The organism is Acaryochloris thomasi RCC1774 (assembly GCF_003231495.1).
GTDB lineage: Bacteria > Cyanobacteriota > Cyanobacteriia > Thermosynechococcales > Thermosynechococcaceae > RCC1774.
This window is the reverse complement of record NZ_PQWO01000003.1, coordinates 20,156-39,669: the sequence shown is the minus strand read 5'-3', so window position 1 is coordinate 39,669 and position 19,514 is coordinate 20,156. Positions and strand designations below refer to the sequence as shown.

Below are 19,514 nucleotides of genomic sequence, written 5' to 3'. Positions count from 1 at the left end.
AATCTCTCTGTATAGAGTCTTTCACCGAATTCTAGATAGCTTTTATCAGCTAATACTAATAGTGCCTGAATACATAATCGCATAGGTAGAAAATAGCAAGATATATAGCACCATAACTCAGGAAAAGGCTCACTTTATCTATCAGCTTGGTCAATGTGCTGAGTGAGGTATAGGAATACTTTCTTGCCTTCAGTTTCTTGTTGTTAAAAGGGTATTGAACATGAATGGAAGTCGTGAACCATTAGCGGTTATCAATTTTTTGATTGCACTCGTTGAAGTCGCTCTCATGCTGGCAGCTACTTTTGGTCTCCCACTGACAAAGGAGCAGATCGGTCTCATCGGTGCTGTTCTAGTTGCACTTGGAAATGTTGTTGCAACTGTCTGGGGGCGAAGTCAAGTAACGCCTGTCGTTGACGCAAAAGACAACTCAGGTGCAAGACTTTTCCCTAGTACGCCATGACTGAGTGCACGTTCACTAGAAAAGCTTGTGCAGAAGGTGTCGGGTGCCTAAAGTATTTCTCTCGGCAAATAAAAGATGGTGCTCAATATCTATCCTTATATAGTGGAGAGGCTAAAACAATTTGATAAACCTTTGCTGGATGCTGGGTTAAGAATGAAGTCTTGATTTACAGTGTAGAAATATTATTGATTGATGAAGATTCTTTGACTCCTTTGCTCCATGATGCAAATTAGTTGCATGATAAAGACCATATTGATAGCTGATTAAGTCAGTTGCTTGTGGGGTGAGTAATATTTACTTTTATAATCAGGGACGGCGATTTTGTCTGTCGCGTACATCTCTATGTTTTGGCTTTGCTGTGGCTGGTTTGTGGGGTGCTGTTCCAGTCTGTTTAGCCGTTCCCGTTTTGGCTAAGACTGAACTAAAGCTATCTAATTTAGTGGTTCAGTTTAATGACTTGGATCAGCAGGGGAAAGACCTGTTTGAACGTAAAAAATTTGCTGAGGCTGCTTCTGTCTTGGAGCAGGCTGTCGACTCGCATAAGGCAAAAGGCGATCACGTCTCTCAGGCTGTGACGCTCAGTAATTTATCGCTGGTCTATGAGCAGTTGGGGCAGTGGCCTCAGGCGAATCATGCTATTGCGATGAGTGTCAATTTGCTGAAGGCGGATGGGCTTGAACCCGATACGTCTTTATTGCCGACTCTTGCGCAGGCACTGAACATTCAAGGGCGGTTGCAGCTCTCGCAGGGCAAAGCGCAGGAGGCACTGGCCACTTGGAAGCAGGCTGAGTCAGCTTTTGCTCAGATAAAGAATGCTGGAGGCGTGACCCGAAGTCTGATTAATCAAGCGCAGGCGCTGCAGTCTTTGGGGCTATACCGGAGAGCTATCGCAAGTCTGGCTGAGATTACGGCGACGTTATCAGAGGCTGCACCTTCGCGGGATCAGGTTGTGGCTTTGCGGAGCTTTGGTGATGCGCTGCGAATTGGAGGAGAGCTTGAGCAGTCAAAAGAGGTTCTGCAAAAGAGTCTAGAAATGGCGCGTCAGCTTCAGCTATTGCAAGAAAGTCAGGCTGCTCAGCTGAGCCTTGGCAATACGCTGAGGGCATTGGGAAATTCTGAACAGGCTCAAGAGCAGTATCAATCTGCAGCGTCAGGGGCGGGTTTGGTGCCGATTCAGGTGCAGCTTAATCAGTTGAGTTTGCAGATTGATGAGCAACAGTGGTCTGCCGCTCAAGATGGCTGGCCGCAGATTGAGCAAGGGCTGTCTCAACAGCCCAGTAGCCGTTCTACAGTTTATGCCTATCTCAATTTGACTGACAGTCTGATGAAGCTGCGGCGGTTGAGTCCTGTGACTGCTCCTAATGCGTGGCACATTGCTGAGCTTTTGGTTAGGGCTCGACAGCAGGCGCAGAGGTTAGGAGATTCGCAGACGGAATCCTATGTGGTGGGGGCTTTGGGGTCGCTTTATGAGCAGGAGCAGCAGTGGGCAACGGCGGAGAAGCTGACGCGGCGGGCGTTAGTGCTGTCAAAAAATATTCCAGAGGGTGCGTTTCGTTGGCAGTGGCAGTTGGGGCGCTTACTGAAGGTCAAGGGTGATCGGCAAGGGGCAATCGCGTCTTATTCTGGGGCGGTGGAAACGCTGCAGTCTTTGCGCCGAGATTTGGTGGCGATCAACCCTGAGGTTCAGTTTACGTTTCGGGATAGTGTGGAACCGATCCATCGGCAGTTGGTTTCGCTGCTGTTAGATGCGGAGACGGAGCAGCCGAGTACAAAGAATCTGGAGGTGGCGCGGTTAACGATTGAGTCGCTGCAGTTGGCGGAGCTGGATAATTTCTTTCGGGAAGCTTGTTTGGATGCGAACCCGGTGTTGATTGATGAGATTGATCCGCAGGCGGCGGTGGTGTATCCGATTATTTTGCCGGATCGGTTGGCGGTGATTGTGAGTTTGCCGGGGGAGGGGTTGAAGCTTTTCTCGACTGATGTGCCGCAGGCTTTGGTGGAGCGTACGGTGGATCGGTTTCGGTTGGCGTTGGGACAGCCGAATAGTCCGAGGGTGATACCGTTGGCGCAGCAGATTTATGACTGGTTGTTGCGTCCGGTGGCTAAGGATTTGGCTGTGAGTGATGTGGAGACGCTGGTGTTTGTGCAGGATGGGGTTTTGCGGAATATTCCGATGGCGGCGTTGCATGATGGGTTGGAGTACTTGGTTGAGAAGTATGCGACTGCTTTAACGCCAGGGCTGCAGTTGATTGAGCCGAAGTCTTTGTTGTCGAGTCGCCCGAAGGTTTTGATTGCGGGGCTTTCTGAGCCTCAGGATGGGTTTAGTGCATTAGTGCATGTGCCATCAGAGATAGAAAGTGTTGAACGGCAGTCTAAAGGCCGTTCGTTGCTAAATGAGACTTTTACTCAGTTGAGACTGCAATCAACTTTAGATAAAGAGTTTTTCCCCGTAGTTCACTTGGCAACTCATGGGCAGTTTAGTTCTCGGTTAGATGAGACATTTTTGTTGACTTGGGAGGGGCGAATTAATGCGAATCAGTTAAGAGGAATACTGCAAACAAATGAATTGCAGAGGGGGGGGGTTGAGCTTCTCGTTTTGAGTGCCTGTGAAACAGCTGTGGGAGATGAAATGGCTGCGTTAGGCTTGGCTGGAATTGCTATGAGATCAGGAACGCGAAGTACGATAGCTACCTTGTGGCAGGTAAATGATCAGGCTACAACTGTCTTGATGCGTGGATTTTATCAAAATTTAGCACAGGACTTTACTACAACTGCAGAGGCACTTAGACAAGCGAAGATTTCGATATTAAAACAAGGAGAAGATAATGGAAATCCATATTATTGGAGTCCCTTTATTTTGTTAGGGAGTTGGCAATGAATTGAATATTAGGATAGTGAATTTAATTCACTATATTCTTTTTAGTATTATTGATAAGGGTGAATGGCCTTTATTAGTAAGTTTCACTGGGGAAATGAATGATGATTTTTGTATTTTTGCGATAAATTCTTGTCTTGTTTCTCAGGCTATCATATGTATTTCTCTAGGTATTTAAATCCAATATTTTCTTGTCCTGCTTAAAAAAAACTTGGATTTGCAATAGCATAAAGAGAGTAGATATTCTTGTGTTCTATCCTAAAGGAAAATTAAATCAAATGACTAAAAAAAGTTTTTTGTCAAGATTTGCTTGTCTTTCATTGTTAGTCTCAGTGAGTTCCTCACTTATCTATATGTCAGAATCTAAGGCGCAAATATCTGAAAGCACCTCAGTCGGTGATGATCAGCTTTTGGATTCTTGCAGAAAAAAAACAGAGCTGAAGAATCTCTTAGATGTAAATAGTAAACTAGTTGCAAAAATAAGTGTTAAGCCCTCTATATATTTAAGGTATGGTGAGCATTATTTGCAGTGTAATGAACTCAAAACTGCCAAAAAATATCTAGAGAAAGCAGTGCAGGTAGCGGCTAAAGATAATGATTCTGCTGTGTTAGCTACAGCAGAATCTCACTTGGTATTTTTTAAGGTCAAAAATGGAGAATTGAATGATGAACAAGCAAGGTTTGAGCTAGATGCAATATATTTTTCGTACTGTCTGACAGATTGGCCAGAGAGAGAAGAGAGAGAAGAAAAAGAAAAAGAGAGTAGAAAGGCTTTATTTGATAAGGACTCGAGTAGATGCAAGTTGCCTGGTGAGGAAAAAGAGCCAGATCCAGGATTTGTAAACTGTAATTCTTCTGTTCCAGGTATAAAAGATGGCCGTTGGATTATTCGGGGAGTATTGTGTGCTTATTGTCCTCCAATAAATTGATGAGGTGAGATTTTGGACTTCTAATTGTTGTTTGTGACAATATATATTTCTGTCTCTTGAAAAAATATTTTATGTTTTTCCAGACTGAAATATTCTATAAGAATTTATGAGGGATTTTAGTGGCATGCTTTTAAAGAACTAGTTCTGATTTACATCTATCGAAAATTTACTGCCTACTTAATCTGGTCTGTGACATCACGGATGAATTTATTTTCTATCTGAAGTATGATCGCTTTGATCTGTACTTTCTCTGTAGACTTTGTCTTTGGCTTTCTCTATAGGTTGAATATTGTTGTATATGTTTGATTTTTGGAAAGCTTTTTTTGCATTGTACCTTGTTATTTTGTTCGATGTATCTTTGGCCGAAATGACTTGTGCACAAGTCTTTGGTGATACAACATTGCCTGTTCGAACAGTTGTTTCCGACACGGGATCGGATGATTTTACTATTACCGGCGGCACTCTAATCGGTGGTCAAAATCTTTTTCATAGTTTTAAAAAATTTTCTGTACCTCCAGGTAAATCTGTCGTGTTTAGAAATAGGAATGTTGAAAATATCATTGGAAGAGTAACGGGCTCTTCGCCATCTATAATTGAGGGTCTAGTTAATGTAAGAGCGAATTTTTTCTTGCTCAATCCCAATGGAATTGTACTTGGAGACGGTGCTCAGATAGATGTTTCTGGTTCCTTGCTTCTATCTACTGCTAATCGGCTTGACTTTGAAGATGGAAGTTTCTTTGATACTGATATTTCAAAGCCGCTAACGTTGACTATGAGACTCCCTGTCGGTTTGTATATTGGCAGGAGTTCAAAAAATATTCAAATCTTGAAAGATTCTGGTAATCCTTTTTTTGACTTTCAGGTGGGTGATTCTTTCCTTGTCTTAGGGAACGGAGTGCATTTTCAAAATGCTGTTCTTTCTGTTCCATCACGTAGCGTTGAGATAGGAAGTGTTTCAGGTCCAACTGTGGTTGGCTTGGATCTTTCGGGAGATAGTCCGTCACTGGACTTTTCTGATAATAATTTACTTGAAGATATTTCTTTCTCGAATGGTTCTGCTATTAATACTTCTGGGTTTATTAATGGCCCTATTCGGTTGTATGGAAGGAGGATTTCTTTTGATAATAACTCTGCACTGGCTGCACTAAACTTTGGCGATATGCCTGGAGAAGATTTAGATATAGTAGCTACTGAGTCTCTTGTCGTTAGGAATTTTAGTTCAATTAATTCTATTAATCTAGGTGAAAATGGTATAGCTGGAGATATTAATATTGACACGAAAAGATTGATTCTTAGTAATGCTTCTTTTATTGATAGTAGTAGTAATGGTCTAGGATCTTCAGGGGATTTAAATGTCAAGGCTTCAGAACTCATAGAAATTCGTGGAGATGGTGCTTTTAGTTCATTGACATCATTCTCAAGAGGTAAAAAAGCTGGTGATATTAAACTAAGTACGAGAAGGCTAGTGTTACTTGACGGAGCACAAGTAAATAGTACGGTTACGGATGGAGCGATAGGGAATGCGGGAGAATTGACTATCAATGCTTCTGAGTCTATAAATATTATTGGTCAGGGTGTTGCCGCTAATGGCCAAGCAGTTTCTAGTACTTTATTTTCTGCAACTACTGGACTAGGGACTACTGGAAACGGTGGTGATATAAATGTGAGTACGAAAAGGCTCTCTATTCAGGGCGGAGGGAATATTTCAGTTGCATCTACTTATGGTAGTCAAGGGCGTGCTGGAAGTATTGATATTGCTGCTTCTGAGTCTGTAGCGCTGCAAGATCCTGAAAGTACTTTAAGTGCTGAAAGTGGGAGTCTTCTTGGGGCTGGAAATTTATCAATAAGCACGAGTGATTTTAGTTTGGAGCAAGGTGCCCAAGTTAGTAGTAGTTCAACTGGTAGCGGCCCGGCGGGTTCACTGGTCGTAACTGCTGAGACTATTCGTCTTGCCGATCTTGGATCTTTAAGTGCGACTACAAATTCTGCTGAAGGTAATATTAAGCTTAAAGCGAGCAGTATTTTCTTGCTCGACAACAGTGCAATTACAACGAATGCTGCAGAAGCGGCCACTGGTGGAAATATCATACTTAACAGTGATGTGATCTTTGCCCAGAATAATAGCGACATCACTGCCAATGCTACGGAGGGGGCGGGAGGACTGGTCGAACTGACAGCTCAAGGTATCTTTGGCTTAACACCACGCACCTTGGCCGACTTTGAGAACGCGAATATTCCTGCTGATCCAGCTTTACTATCAACCAGCGACGTGACAGCCTTCTCTCAACTTGGTGGACCAACTCTCAGTGGCACAGTCATATTTCAGACCCCTGAGACGGATCCTAGTGATGGATTAATCGACTTGCCCGTCAATGTTGTTGATGCTTCGCAACTTGTTGCCCAAGGCTGTGCACCCAATGGTGGTGTTGTAGCTAGTGAACTCAGTGAATTGATCATTACAGGGCGTGGTGGTTTACCAACAAATCCTGCCCAAGATCTCAACAACGAATCTGTGCTGACAAACTGGGTTGTTCATAACCCGCAGGCAACCTCAATTATCCAATCATCTGCCTTGGAATCTCCGACTATTTCAATAGCTTCAGCTCCAACATCCCCTCAAATTATTGAGGCTCAAGGCTGGAAGACCAACTCTGAAGGCCAACTTATGCTCACTGCCGAATCCAAAACACCCCCAACTGCGATCGTAGGTTTGCCTGCTAACTGTCAGCCATCTTGACCTTACTTATCTCTTCGCAACGTGAACGAAGGGAGAGTTAGTTTGTGATATTTCCCTCTGCCTGCAGAGACTAATGAGTGAAAGTACTTAGTTGTGTCACCTCAAGGCATTGCAATTGTCTCGTCCTCTGCCAGTCTCTCATTACCTGCAACCCCACAAACCTTACCCAATACTCTATCCAATGTTGCCTGCAATTCATCTGTAGATTCCTGTACCCCATACAGAGACTGTAAAGCATCTGACCACAATCTCTGCTCTCCAAAATATTGCGATTGCGACACCGCCAATCTCACCTCAGGCGTTAGGCTTGCAACCTCTTCAGGATTATTTAGATTTCTTAGGTCTGCAATAACCTTCGCTCGTTTTTCTGCCGACATCACTTCAAACGTCGATCTCTGAGTTCCCCCATTAGAAATCCGCCACTCATAAACCTGTCCTGGATTCAACGCTGGACCATCATAGGCAACACTTTGCTCCTCACCGGATAAAGTTCGCTGCCATAGCAGTTCTCCTGTCTCTTCATCCAAAAGCTGGAGTTTTTTAGCTTTGCCACGCCATGAAAAGATAGGTCGATCGCTCCAAATCGTGTCAGTTTCCCCTAACCGGCCAGGTGTGATAGCGCAGAGATTGCTTCGCGAACCCAACTTGGGTTTTTTCTTCAAAGGCCCAAAAATAACGTGAATAATGCCCTTAATTAATGAGCGAGACTTGCTGGAAGACTTCTGATTCTGGACCTTAACTGGTCTTGGCTTCGAGTTAGAGTCCTCTTTCTTTGGTTGAGCAGCTCCAAGCTCAGCACCCCCTACGACTAATAATAAAGCCAGCAAAAGCCCACGATTCTTATCCATGATTACGCCTACCCCTAAGCGGTAAAAGATAAAGTAAAACCGTCATTGACGGCAGTAAAACCGGAAACAAAACCGATGCTGAAAGATATCCCTGTAAACTAATCAGGCTATAAATACCTGTTGTACCCGTTCCCACCCCAAGTATTTGCCACCACTTAATAGGTCGCGAATAACCCCATCTTAAGCTGATTACCTTTCCCAAAAACGACATCAGCAAAACCATCCATAAATTTGGAATCGGAATCACCAAGCGTTTCTGCAGAAGATGATGCACCATATAGGCATGTGCCTCCCCGCCCGTAAAAACCGCTCTGTCCAAATTCCCATCATTCTCAGATAAAGATGCTCTCCAAAACTGCAGAGCCAAAGGTATTGCAAAGTTATCAGACTGATTGACTCCAGCCTCTTTATACCCGCCAGGAGCCACGATTACTACTGAAGACAAGTTCTCTTCCTGCTTCGTCGCTAGCAGTTGCCAAGCTGGAATACTCTGGTAGGCCTGCTCTGGTGGTATCGAAAAATCTAGAATTGGGTCCAGCCACTGCTGTTTTAAATAGTAAGAACCAAGTGAAAGCCAAGCTTGTTGTTGCTTCTGAATAAAGTCAAGCTTTGGCTCTGAGAGTTGCTGAGCATCATTGAGAAAATGCGATTTTAACTTTTTCTTATTCTCTAGACTAGGCCCCACTAGACCCGTTCCATTCTCTTGATATGCCGTCAACATCGCAATGAGATATGCGAACGGACAGGCTTGACGGCAATCATCCCTAGGCAACTCGATATGAGTGGGTTGACCATGTATGTGTGCTTGCAGGCTCCAAGTCGGTGATGCAATCTCGGTCTTCGGATTAACCCCGATTTCTAAACCATTGGGTTGTATTGTTGAGGCAAAAACGAGCCAAGTATTTTGTTGGGCAACCGCAGACCGAACTGCAGACGCTAAAAGTGGATCCGATTGAGGCTGCTGACGATCCAATAGATAATCAATTCCAATAACCTGGCTTTTATGCGCGACCAATCGATCCACCAGCTTAGCTAGATAAGCCCGATCCATCGGCTTTGGATCCCGGATGCCTGCCTTTTGAATAGAAGCATCATCAATTTGTACAAGTGTCAGCGGTGGCGTCGTTTGAGCCGGTATCTGATCTGTGAGCATCCGATAAACGGACTGGGCCAGAATGCGCTGGTCTAACAAGGTTCGTTGCAGTGAAGGCCATAAGCTCAACACAATGAGGATGGCCAAGGTAACAGCTTCTCGACGCGTGGGTAGCCAAGGTCGAATGTACTGTCTTATCCCCATCGGCTGTAGCCGAAAAGGCTTGGACTCTGGGTGGCGAAAGAACGAAGGAATTAAGTGTGCCGATGGATAAGAAAGGTTCTCTTCGTGCTGCAGACCCACCACCGCAGAACATAGCGCATCATGGGCATCTTGATAACTGTTCAGATGCTTAAGGAACCGGCCTAGAAAAACCTGTGCCACCCGATTGTGAATCGGCTCTCGCATCACAGCAACCTGACTAAGGCCTAAGTCAATCAGCGAGATCGCAATGCTCAAACCACTGCATGAATTGAAAATAGCAAGCTGCAGCCCTTTTTCCTGCAGTTGCTTTAAGTGGGGGGCAATTTCCTTAATCGTGATCAGGGTGTTGGGTGCGATCGCAAGTTCCCCTCCCGTCAAGTTTGTTTCATTGCTGTGGCCCGCAAAAAACAAGATATCCCAGCCTAGAGGGTCTGAAATCGCATCACAAATTTGCCGCTTTAATTCAGGAATCGATAGCCCTGGCTGCCAGCCCACAAACTGTACCTCTGCCTTCGGTGCTAGAGCCTTTACCGCAGCGCGATCTGCAGCAAAATCGAGCCCTTTCTCATCCCCCAAAATCGCTAGCACCCTCACTCGCCGCCGTTGGTGAGGTGACCTATTACTTGTAGCCCTTACATTTGCCGGACAGCGAGCAATCCTGACGTTGCCTAAATCCCACATTTCCCAGGGGAGCCGTGCGAGTGATAATGGCTCACAGACCAATAACAGATCAGCCGGTTGTCGAATAGCCGACCGAATTTCATACAGCTCCGCACTCCGCAGCCAGTGATGGAGTTGCTGCAGTAGCTCCGCCTCCGCCTGCACCAGCTCAGCTTGCCAGTCCACACCCACAGGCGTAATCCGTCCCGTTGCCTTCAGCTTTCCCCTTAGTTCCGTTGCTGCATCAAGAGAGAGGTTCTTATAAAAGAAAAGATAGCAGCGAACCCAGGTTGCATAAGCCGCCTCCAATGCCTCAGGATAGCTAACCTGGGCCGACAACTGCTGCCCCTTGCCCCAAGACAAATCGAAAAGGCAAGCTTGCTCAACCTGCTGTACCTTCAGTCGATAGGTCTGGCGCACACTCATGACTGCGGTGGCTCAAACCTAAAGGGAGCCAGCTTCATTATCGTTTGCGGATCTGGAGGCTCTAGGATCAATGTCGCCCAGAATTGCTCATCCAAAGCACCACTCACCATTGAATAGAGACACGTTTCCTGGTTCTCTGGACTCAGCGTGAGGTCCGTCAGCATTTTGTCTGCATCACAGATCTGTAGCCGCACTGTATTGCTGAGTTCTGTCTTGGGCTGCGGTCCCAAAAGCAGCAGCAGAGTCCATTCAGCTTCAGAAGACCACACCACAATGGAGAGACGCAATTGTGCTGAGCCTAGCGATAAATCTCGATAGGCCCCCGCCGCTGTCGCTGGGATCTCAACGCCCTGATGCTGCAGTTCACTGATCAGAACTGAAATTTCCTCCGGCTGCTCCATCTCTGAAGTCTTGGACCGCAGGGCCAGAGACGGCACTAAGACCCAGGCTCTTGTCCAGTTCTCTACAGTCTGCTGTAACCATAAGGCTGTATTGATGGGGTTGAGGCTTGATGCCAAATTCTCCATCGCTTCTGATGCCTGCATGACAAAATCACGAGACTGGAGCGCCCGCTGTAGCCAATTAGTTTGCTCACTATTCTGCAGAACGGCAGCCGCCTGTTCCCAATTGAGCACCTGCCATAGATGCTTGCTGGTTTTCAGTTGAGACAGTAGTGGCTCCAAATCAACTTGTCTTGAGCTACTCTCTATTGTTGAAGCTAGTGGAATAGCTTCTGGAGCAAGACAACGCAGCCACAGTAATAGATCATCGGGACTCGAATTGAACCAGTTCCTCGGCACTGTATAAGACCAGTCCAATTGCGGTTTGAGGGTCGCTATTTGCTGTGCTAACTGATCGTGGCGCATACAAGCCGTTACGACGCTCTGATCGAGTTCCTCCTGAACCTCTACTAGTGCATAAATATGAGCCGTAAATGCTGGCAGGTCCACTACCGCCTGCGGAACAGTCACTTGGGTATCGCTCAAGCTACCGTTGATCAGCAAACAGAGCCGGAAGTGATCAACCTCCAGCATGACGGCGGGCAAAAACGGAACGTCTGAAGGCAAGGAACCCCGAATCCGCTGTACCGATAGCGCTGAGTCTCGGGTCTGAAGCCACTGCTCAAAGTTTTGCAAGGCCAGCCCCTGCAAATAAAGCTGCCACTGTTGCTCTTCACTCGTCGCAACCTGACTCCACTGCAGTGCCTGCTCAATCTGCGACTCTTTGAGTTCAATGGCCTGCGGTTGCACCACCGCAAAATCTGACACTAATTCAGAGAAGATATCAGTCATTTCTCTATCCTCTGGTCTAGGTCCTGACACAGCCTGCGGGCATACAGACTCCGAATAGGGCGGTTTCGGGGAACACTGGCTTCGGCTGCAGCTTCTTGAATCACCTCTTCAACCTGTTCTTCTAAGACTGTATCCAGTTGACCATTGAGCTGCTGCAGACGATTTGGATCTGCGTAGACCTTCGCTTGTTGAAGCACGCGATCGCGCAAATCTAGCAGCACCTGACGGCGAATATCGGCCCGGAGGTCTTTGAGCTTCAACAGCCGTGAGACCTGATACTGAGCCTTTAGATTCACCTGGGGGGCAATCTCTGTCATCGACTGTCCGCGACAGTGAAACAGATACAGAGCTTGAAGGAATTGCTCGGCTGTACGGGGCTTGCGAGACTCAAGCTGCTTTCGGAGAATTTGTCCGATCGCCTCATCTAAGCTGAGGCGGAACTGCTCTCGGTAGCGGGTCAAAAAAGCGTTCTGCTCATCTTCAGCCTGATCGGGGACCGGAGCCGCAAGCTGCGGGAGCTGCCCCTTTTCATTCGTGGGCTGATCTAGAGACGTTGTCGGAGCTGGTCCCCCTCGGGCATGGATTCGATACCGACGCAGCTGTCCGGCAAGGCTCTGAAGCTGGGCTAGAATCACGCCTGCTTCAGTTGCCGAACCCGCTATTTGAGATAGTTGGTTTGCGGTGGGTTCTGAGCAACGCCCCTTCAACCCTGCCTGCCGCCTTTGGATGCGATCGCGTCTGTAGACTGCGTGATATCGGCTTAAAAGATCCATTGCCTGCTTGATTTCGCTGGCCGTGGCGCTGTGGAATTCTGATAGGATTCGCTCCACCTGCTGAAGTGAGGTGTCGTTTAGGATTGCCCAGTCACTGACCAGATAAATGCCGTGTTCTAGCAGAAATTTGTTGAGGTTGCGATCGCAACGTACCCGCCGCACGGTCCAGGTCACTAGGCTACCGTTCTCAGGCTTAAAAGTCTGTAAGATCTGGCTGGCCAGGGATTGATAGTTTCCCTGAAACTGCCTTGGGGGTGGGTAACTGTCGTTGAGGACAAAGGGGAACAGGTCATAGCGACTAAAGCCATGATGACGACCAAACTGCGTTTCTAACTGCCCGCAGGCTTGGTCAATCACGTTAGAAATAAAACAACGCAGACACCACTCTGCCGGAGAAGAATTTTGGGTCGTCTTCCAAAATTGAATCAGTTTGCTTTGTACCGTCGCATCTGCGACTTGATCCACCTGGACCTGTGAGCCAAAGACTTCCTGAAAGAAATCATAGGCTGTTTGAATCCTATCAACCCTTCTCTGACCAGAGGCATCAATTCTTACCAGTTGCCAATACCTTGAGGCTGTACCCACACCAGTTCCAGAATGCAAAGTGAATGGTTTCAGCCCTAATTGTTTCACTAAAACGATAAGGATCACCACATACTTAGGTTCCCTTAATGACCTGGAAGCACTGCAGTTCTGAAAGTAAGGATACAAAACCCTAACTCTTTTTATCTCTCTGGGATAATTAGTGATGCATTTGCTGCAGAAAATGCTTGCCTGGAGAAAAGTCCAGCACTTTGCTTGAGGACTTGAGAGTTCTACATCCGCCCAGCTTTAAAGTTTTGGCTAGAGCTAACGGTGTATACGATCGTGCTCAGAGTTTCTGTGAGAGCGGCGTTGGCAGCTTTTGGGGTGACCAGCGGTTTTCGTTGCGATGGCCGAAGGCCGGTCGGAGACCATCGCATCCCCTCTTGTTCATTCAAGGGCCATCCACCAGCTCAACAGTGCCCCGTTGCCCATCTATGCGCACAATCTGACCATCCTGCAGTTGTTGCGTCGCCTGATTAATATCCATCACGGCAGGGATGCCGTACTCGCGGGCCACAATCGCACCGTGGGACAGTCGGCCACCCACATCTGCAATCAGTCCTGCGGCTCTGGCCAAGAGGGGAGCCCAGCCAGAATCAGTGTAGGGAACCACTAAAATTGTGGCGGGATCAAGGTTAGTAACCCCAGCCTTGAAATTTAGTAGCACCTTAACAGGGCCTTCAACCTGCCCAGCGCTAACGCCAATCCCCTGCATCATTTTCGCCGCTGAGATTTTGGTGGGCGTCAATGGCATCGGAGGATTTTTCCCGTAAAGCAAGAAGGGCGCTTGGGGGGAGATCTGATGAAAATTCTGCTTGCGTTGGTGAATCCTTTCTGCAACTCTCTCTGGCGCTATTGTTTGAGCCACGCACTGTTGAACCTCGTTAAGTTCTAAGTAAAAAATATCGCCGGTATCTGTTAATACTCCAGACTGCCGCCACTGATCTTCTAGGGCCACAAAGCACCATCGTAGATGGGCCAGTAACTGACTGTAGACCGATGTAACTTGTCCTTTGAGATCCAGGCGTTTCTGGACCTGCTTCGTTTTCCAGTTGCTTGAGGTAACGGTCTTCTGAGGCGCTGTCGGTGGAGACAGACAAAACTGAGTGAATAATTCACGGACAGGACTGGGATCTTCCTTCCAGGTGGGGACGGCGATATCGGTCCCCACTTCGCTGAGATAGCCATAGCGATCAATTAGCTGTTCTAGCTGAGTTAGAACGCTTTGCCCTTCTGTGCTTGTGGCTAAGGCTGCAAAAAGTGAGTTCTGATCGGTTGCTGCGACCTTTGGGGTGACGGCTGCCAAGCTGCGGATGTCCTGTAACGAAGTCACCTCTGGTGAACTGTCGTTGTTGAGATCTGAGTCTTGAACTTTGAAGAGCGCCTGACGGGCGGCAAAACCCAAAGGAGCCAAAATGCTGTAGTAGGTTGCTTGCTCCAGCAACGCCAGCAGTTGTTCTACTCGCGATAGCAATTGCTCAGCGCTCAGCATTTCGGTGGGTTCTTGCTGGAAGTTCTTTAGGGCGGGTTGGAATCGGTCTGTGTTGTCATCCTGAAAGTCTTGCAGGAGCTGTCGTTCCCGCTGTACGAGCCGCAGTAACCCTGGAATATTGATCAGGGTTGACCGGATGGGAGGCTTGCTAAACTTTGCGCCTCGGGTGAGGAATTCTAAGCTTTCAGGAGGTAAACCCATCCGCCGGAAGATTTCACCCAGGAGAGAGGCATTGAAATAGGCATAGCCGTGGTGTAGCGTCGCCGTTTGACCAAAGTCTAGATCCTGAGCGCGATCCCCCAACACAATGGAGAAAATCTGACCCCAGACACCACAGGTAAGGGGTTGATTGACGGACCAAGTCAGGGGGCGAATCACCCCAGGAATCACCTCGGCGGCAATCTTGCGAGTCCAAATCGGTAAAAGGGTGGTGATGGGTCGCGCCTGCAGTAGCCATAGCGTTTTACCATCGAAGCTCCATTCCAAATCCTGAGGAATGCCGTGATAGCGAGATTCGAGGTGGCGGGCCAGAACCGCAACCTGTTGAATAATCTGCGTCGAAACTTCACCACTCCCTTCCATGCCCAGAACAACCTGCTCTGTCATAGCCGGAAGCTGATCGCTATCGATGTCGCTCCAGTCTCGATCCTGGATCTCAACCCGATACTGTTCTGGGGTTACTTGTCCTGATACGACCTGAGTTGCGTCTCCTGGTAATGCTTCGATGATGACTGCTGATCCCTGACAGGCAATCGGGTCTCGACTGAAGGCAACGCCGGAGACAACGCCCTGCACCTGTTGCTGCACGAGGACGGCCATGGCGGTTTCCGTGAGCTGGCGGTCCTGCCGATATTGTTGAGCACCTTCGCTGTTGTAAGAACTGAGGCAAGTTGAGATCGCATCCCCCAACGCCCCCTGACTAATGACATGCAAAATCGACTCATACTGCCCTGCCGCTGAAGCTTCTTCAGAGTCTTCACCGACCGCTGAGGATCGCACGACGACGGGCTGTTCGGGTGAGCACTGAATCTGTGCCATCAGAGCTTTCGCATCTCCGTTGACGGGGAGCACCCAGCCGTCCGGCACCGCATAGCCCCACTGCTTGAGTTGAGCGAGTGTCGCCGCTTTTTGACCCACCTGAGGGGTGTCCAATTGCTGGTTAAGAGAGAGAGGTTTGCGATCTCGCTGCATCCACCGCAGCATCTTGTCAGATTTTCCCTGAGTTGCTGACATTTCTAAGTCATCCGGTTTACGAAGGAACGTCCAGGCCAGAAAGCCACTGAGCATCATCATAGCGATTACTCTAGATCCGTCTCTACTCAGGAGGGCGACGACAATAGGCATCAAAGCGAGGATTATGAGTTGCGATCTCTTCCGATTTCGCACTAGGTGAAAGCTCACCCAACCCCCAGAGACAAAAATCAGGTTCATTACCCAGTCATGAACCCAAAATCCCCAAAAGGTATTCGTTGCCCCGGCCCCACCCCCAATCAAATTGCGACCGAGAACCAGCGCTAACAAGCCCCAAAGTTCCCAAGCAGGCATCGTTGGAAATAGCTGTCGGGCTAACAAGACTGCGGCAATCCCTTTCCCTGCCTCTGAAAGTGCAGACAGGATTCCTGCCGGTTTGCCGCCGTGATAGAACGCGGCAGAGACACTGACATTGCCAGTCCCCAGTTTAGAGAGTCGCTTCCCGGTCAAGATACGGGTAACCCAGCTCGGTACCGGTAGGCCACCGATTAAGAAACAAGCGCTACAGAGAATTAAGACTCGCCAGATGAGTGTTATTTCTGCCATGGGTATCCGTCGAACTCACGTTGTTCAAGGTCGCACTACAAAATTCTGGCAGTGCAGAGGTCTAAAGAGGCTAAAATCTTGACGGTCGATCGTCAAAACAGTGGTGATGTTGAGGCGCTCTGCGATTGCCATCACGCTGGCATCCACAAAATCTACCTTGCTATCGGCGTATTGCTCTAGGATGTCGGCTGCCCGGTTGATATTCTTTGCCGTCGCTTCTATCAATTCAAACCGACTAGCAGAGATGCCTCTCAAGAATTTAACCACGGTCGGAATCCCTACGTCACGACCAATAAGGTAAACAACTTCGACCAAAACTAATTGAGGTAGAAAAATCCATGGGTACTGCAGATAAACGGGGCAAACTTCAACGTGCCGCTGATCCAATCGGTTCGCTAAGGCAACAATAAAGCCGCTATCTGCAATGACGCTTTCCGTGTAAAACCAGAAGCAGGCCTTACATTTTGCGCCAGCATTTCTTCAGAGCGCGTTGCTAACTCTGGCGAGCCGTCGAATAATCCGATCAGAGGATCTTCCACTTGTTTGGGATGGATAGATGCGGTATCAGACGATACTTGAAGTTGTTGAGCAGCAGTTTGCATCAGCCCAGCAGCTTAGCTTGGCTGAGCAAGTCCAGCTAAGCTGCTGGGCTGCACTCAATAGTTCTTGGATTGTCATGTTGTATGCCTCCTCCGCTTATTGTATTGCGGGTATTAGGGAGGGTGCGTGAGCACATCAAAATCACCTAACACTCACGTACTTTAGCCGTTGGAGTGGATCATTCCCATGAGTGCTGGAAACTCTAGAGCGATGCTGTTCAATGGTGCATCGCCCTAAAATTGACGTGTGTTGCCACTAACTCATCGGACTAAAAGTTAGTGATGATGGTGCCCGTCATGATCGTGGCTATGGTGCCCGTCATGGCTATGTCCATCATGGTCGTGGCTATGGCTAAGAACCTTCGCCGCTTTCTCAACCGCCAACTGGGGATTCACCGCCAAAGGCTCTGCATCCCGGAGGCTAGCAATATGATCATGTGCCCAATCCGCACACATCTCTGTAAAGGTAGGATGGTCGTTGACGCAGGGCATCTGAATATAAGTCACCTCTGGGTGCTTCTTCCTGATGCTGCCGATGATATGTTCTACATCCAGAAGCGTCTCGTGGTTCTCTGTTGCAAAGCCAATTGGCATCATCACTAGCGCTGTGGCCCCGAGATCAATCAGGTTTCTTGCCGCTAGGTCAGCATTAGGCTGCGTCCACTTAATTAATGGGGTTTGGTGATTGAGCCAGCCCACCGAGATCAGTGGGAATCGGTTGATTAAGCGCTCTCGAACCAGTTCATACAGTGCCTGACTTTCATCAATGCCTGACGTGAACCCCTTTGCCTCGTGAGGGCAACCGTGATTCATCAAAATGATCCCGGTTTGAGATGGCAAATGAGAGGCCGCAAGTTCTTGCTCCACCTTCTCTTCCACCATCTGCACGAGCAAATTAATGTAGGCATCTTCGTTGTAGAACGAAGGAATGTAGCGGATTCCCCGCACCCAGTGCGAATCCTGATCCTTCATCTGGGCCAGTGCATTGTTAACTTGCTCCACCGCAATGCCGCTGGTGAAGATTGAATCGACAACGAGGAGCGGATAGATTAAGACCTTTGTGAAGCCCTGTTCTTTAATCTCGGCTAAAACTTGCTCCGGGAGGTGGGGGGCACAGAAGTTGAATGCCTTAAATACCTGAACGTCTTCACCCCACTTTTCCTGGAGGTGCTGCTCAATTCCGGCTCGCTGGCTTTCAAAGATGGCGTTGTGAGGCGAAATAAACTTATCGTGTTGGTGGCTCCATTCATGCAGGTCAAAAACAGCAAGCAATTTAGCCAAAGGTGGATAGAGCCAGAGTGGGACCGGCGCAAACTTCGCAGTCAACAGGTTCAGCGCTTGCTCGTTGTAATTTGCAAAGTCTTCGTATCGCTCGACCTCGCCGTAGCCCATCAGTAAAACAGCAACACGATCTGATGTGGAGGAATGTTGGTGTTCTTGCTGTTGACGAGTTTCAGAGATTGCGACCACGCTGTATACCTCAATTGCGAATAGAACAGAAGGATGGTGTTGCTTAGATATTGGCGCAAGGTTGAATCGCAATATCAAGCAGGCCTAACCAAGAAGTTGAGGGATAACTATTAAACCGTTATCCTGCAATGCTCCTGGGGACATACCCCCTAGGGGCTTAACCATCTCTCATGGTAGCTTGCTTTTTTGATGCTGACATAAAGGAAAGCTGAAATTGTTCAGAACCTTTTGCACATTAAAGCCATGCTAGCAGTGCATTAGCACTGAGTAATAGCCCTACCCATAGCGTGATAAATGCACTTAAGATCGGTAAACGATGACGTAAGGGCTGGAAAACGGACGGCAGTTGCTCAAACCAGCGCCGTGCATAAACCGCTGCTAACCCCAAAGACGTAAGCACGATCGCCAACCCAATGCTAAAGCTACTCACCAGTAGTAAGCCCAAAGCTGTCTGCTGCAGCGCGATTGCAGACAGCAGCAAAATCAAAGCCGAAGGGCAGGGAATCATTCCCCCAGCAACGCCGAGGACCATCAGAGATCTCCAGGTGATTTTGGGCGGTAGATGATGATGGTGCGTGTGGTGTTCTGAAGCAGTATGAGAATGGACGTGATCATCGTGATGACTGTGGCCGTGACTGTGGCCGTGACTGTGGCCTGCGTGGGTATGTAATGTCGGATGGGGTGTAGGGTGCGATGTTTGAAGGCCGGTTGGAGACCATCGCATCTTCCTGGCCCGAACAAATAACCAAACCCCAAAGCCTGTGACCATTAAGCCGCTGCCCAAGCTCAGGAATGGATAAAGCTGTTCTGGCAAAACGTAGTGCGAGAGCAGGAGCGCGACCAAACCTAACGCAAACACACTCAGCGTATGGGTTAGTGTCGTGATTAGACCCAGCAGCAAGGCGTGCTTCGGTGTGCTGTGAGAACCCACCAGGTAAGCCGCCACCATTGTCTTGCCGTGCCCTGGCGAAAAAGCATGTCCCGCGCCGAAGAGAGCCGCTAGCCCAATACTGGTCAGCACGAGGGTTGGCGTTAGATTCTGAGACAGCAAAGCATCAAGGTCAGGAATATGTCCCGGATGGGCCAAGACTGGGCGGGGCGCCAGCACTGCCATCACAGTCAACAGCATGGCTATCCAATATTTGATTCTCATGCTTGAGTTCCCCGACAAAACTAACCGCAATTATCTAGCAACCCTGTGAAGTGCTGTCAAGCGATCGTAAACAACGGCTTTCTTCCCCTAATTTTCTATCTGGATACCCCCCCCATGCATT

14 protein-coding genes are annotated in these 19,514 nt (G+C 48.2%); 4 read left to right on the top strand and 10 right to left on the bottom strand.

Going from position 1 to position 19,514, the window contains the following annotated elements:
- Positions 1–220: 220 nt before the first annotated feature.
- The 4 genes from C1752_RS05805 (at position 221) to C1752_RS05790 (ending at position 7,001) form a co-directional block, all read left to right on the top strand.
- The gene (locus C1752_RS05805) at positions 221–460 is read left to right on the top strand and encodes a hypothetical protein (protein ID WP_110985123.1); all 240 of its coding nucleotides are present in this window, start codon (positions 221–223) and stop codon (positions 458–460) included.
- Positions 461–818: 358 nt separating this feature from the next.
- Positions 819–3,338, top strand: a complete 2,520-nt coding sequence (locus tag C1752_RS05800; RefSeq protein WP_146242278.1) for a CHAT domain-containing protein — start codon at positions 819–821, stop codon at positions 3,336–3,338.
- Positions 3,339–3,583: 245 nt separating this feature from the next.
- A complete protein-coding gene (locus C1752_RS05795; protein WP_146242277.1) occupies positions 3,584–4,264 on the top strand; it encodes a hypothetical protein in 681 nt (226 codons plus the stop codon).
- Positions 4,265–4,562: 298 nt separating this feature from the next.
- Positions 4,563–7,001 carry a two-partner secretion domain-containing protein gene (locus tag C1752_RS05790; RefSeq protein WP_110985120.1) on the top strand — a complete coding sequence of 813 codons (2,439 nt, stop codon included), beginning with the start codon at positions 4,563–4,565 and terminating at the stop codon, positions 6,999–7,001.
- 101 nt (positions 7,002–7,102) lie between these two features.
- On the opposite strand, the gene C1752_RS05785 is transcribed toward C1752_RS05790, so the two are convergent.
- From C1752_RS05785 to C1752_RS05750, 10 genes are all read right to left on the bottom strand, one after another.
- The gene (locus C1752_RS05785; RefSeq protein ID WP_110985119.1) at positions 7,103–7,849 is read right to left on the bottom strand and encodes a hypothetical protein; all 747 of its coding nucleotides are present in this window, start codon (positions 7,847–7,849) and stop codon (positions 7,103–7,105) included.
- The gene (locus C1752_RS05780) at positions 7,842–10,232 is read right to left on the bottom strand and encodes a CHASE2 domain-containing protein (RefSeq protein WP_110985118.1); all 2,391 of its coding nucleotides are present in this window, start codon (positions 10,230–10,232) and stop codon (positions 7,842–7,844) included. Before C1752_RS05780 ends, C1752_RS05785 begins: the two co-directional genes overlap by 8 nt.
- On the bottom strand, positions 10,229–11,524 hold the full coding sequence (locus C1752_RS05775) for a DUF1822 family protein (protein ID WP_110985117.1): 1,296 nt from the start codon (positions 11,522–11,524) through the stop codon (positions 10,229–10,231). Before C1752_RS05775 ends, C1752_RS05780 begins: the two co-directional genes overlap by 4 nt.
- Complete coding sequence (locus tag C1752_RS05770; protein WP_110985446.1) at positions 11,521–12,882, bottom strand: hypothetical protein; 1,362 nt, start codon at positions 12,880–12,882, stop codon at positions 11,521–11,523. The genes C1752_RS05775 and C1752_RS05770 overlap by 4 nt, the downstream gene beginning before the upstream one ends.
- Before the next feature lie 230 nt (positions 12,883–13,112).
- Positions 13,113–13,277: a hypothetical protein gene (locus C1752_RS28335; protein WP_158535024.1), complete on the bottom strand. Its 165-nt coding sequence runs from the start codon at positions 13,275–13,277 to the stop codon at positions 13,113–13,115.
- On the bottom strand, positions 13,274–16,171 hold the full coding sequence (locus C1752_RS05765; protein ID WP_110985116.1) for a glycerol-3-phosphate acyltransferase: 2,898 nt from the start codon (positions 16,169–16,171) through the stop codon (positions 13,274–13,276). The genes C1752_RS28335 and C1752_RS05765 overlap by 4 nt, the downstream gene beginning before the upstream one ends.
- A 24-nt stretch (positions 16,172–16,195) precedes the next feature.
- Positions 16,196–16,558 carry a type II toxin-antitoxin system VapC family toxin gene (locus C1752_RS05760; RefSeq protein WP_233501395.1) on the bottom strand — a complete coding sequence of 121 codons (363 nt, stop codon included), beginning with the start codon at positions 16,556–16,558 and terminating at the stop codon, positions 16,196–16,198.
- An 8-nt stretch (positions 16,559–16,566) separates the two neighbouring features.
- Positions 16,567–16,773 (bottom strand): hypothetical protein, encoded by a 207-nt coding sequence (locus C1752_RS28010; RefSeq protein ID WP_146242276.1) that lies wholly within the window; start codon positions 16,771–16,773, stop codon positions 16,567–16,569.
- 273 nt (positions 16,774–17,046) lie between these two features.
- On the bottom strand, positions 17,047–18,240 hold the full coding sequence (locus tag C1752_RS05755; protein WP_233501394.1) for a ferrochelatase: 1,194 nt from the start codon (positions 18,238–18,240) through the stop codon (positions 17,047–17,049).
- Positions 18,241–18,475: 235 nt separating this feature from the next.
- Positions 18,476–19,393: a HoxN/HupN/NixA family nickel/cobalt transporter gene (locus tag C1752_RS05750; protein WP_199464302.1), complete on the bottom strand. Its 918-nt coding sequence runs from the start codon at positions 19,391–19,393 to the stop codon at positions 18,476–18,478.
- Positions 19,394–19,514 lie beyond the last annotated feature (121 nt).

What these genes read in the sequence shown, in the direction of transcription:
- C1752_RS05805 (WP_110985123.1), top strand. Translation starts at nt 221, where the DNA reads ATGAATGGAAGTCGTGAACCATTAGCGGTTATCAATTTTTTGATTGCA.
- C1752_RS05780 (WP_110985118.1), bottom strand. Translation starts at nt 10,232, where the DNA reads ATGAGTGTGCGCCAGACCTATCGACTGAAGGTACAGCAGGTTGAGCAA.
- C1752_RS28010 (WP_146242276.1), bottom strand. Translation starts at nt 16,773, where the DNA reads ATGCAAACTGCTGCTCAACAACTTCAAGTATCGTCTGATACCGCATCT.
- C1752_RS05765 (WP_110985116.1), bottom strand. Translation starts at nt 16,171, where the DNA reads ATGGCAGAAATAACACTCATCTGGCGAGTCTTAATTCTCTGTAGCGCT.
- C1752_RS05790 (WP_110985120.1), top strand. Translation starts at nt 4,563, where the DNA reads ATGTTTGATTTTTGGAAAGCTTTTTTTGCATTGTACCTTGTTATTTTG.
- C1752_RS05750 (WP_199464302.1), bottom strand. Translation starts at nt 19,393, where the DNA reads ATGAGAATCAAATATTGGATAGCCATGCTGTTGACTGTGATGGCAGTG.
- C1752_RS05785 (WP_110985119.1), bottom strand. Translation starts at nt 7,849, where the DNA reads ATGGATAAGAATCGTGGGCTTTTGCTGGCTTTATTATTAGTCGTAGGG.
- C1752_RS05775 (WP_110985117.1), bottom strand. Translation starts at nt 11,524, where the DNA reads ATGACTGATATCTTCTCTGAATTAGTGTCAGATTTTGCGGTGGTGCAA.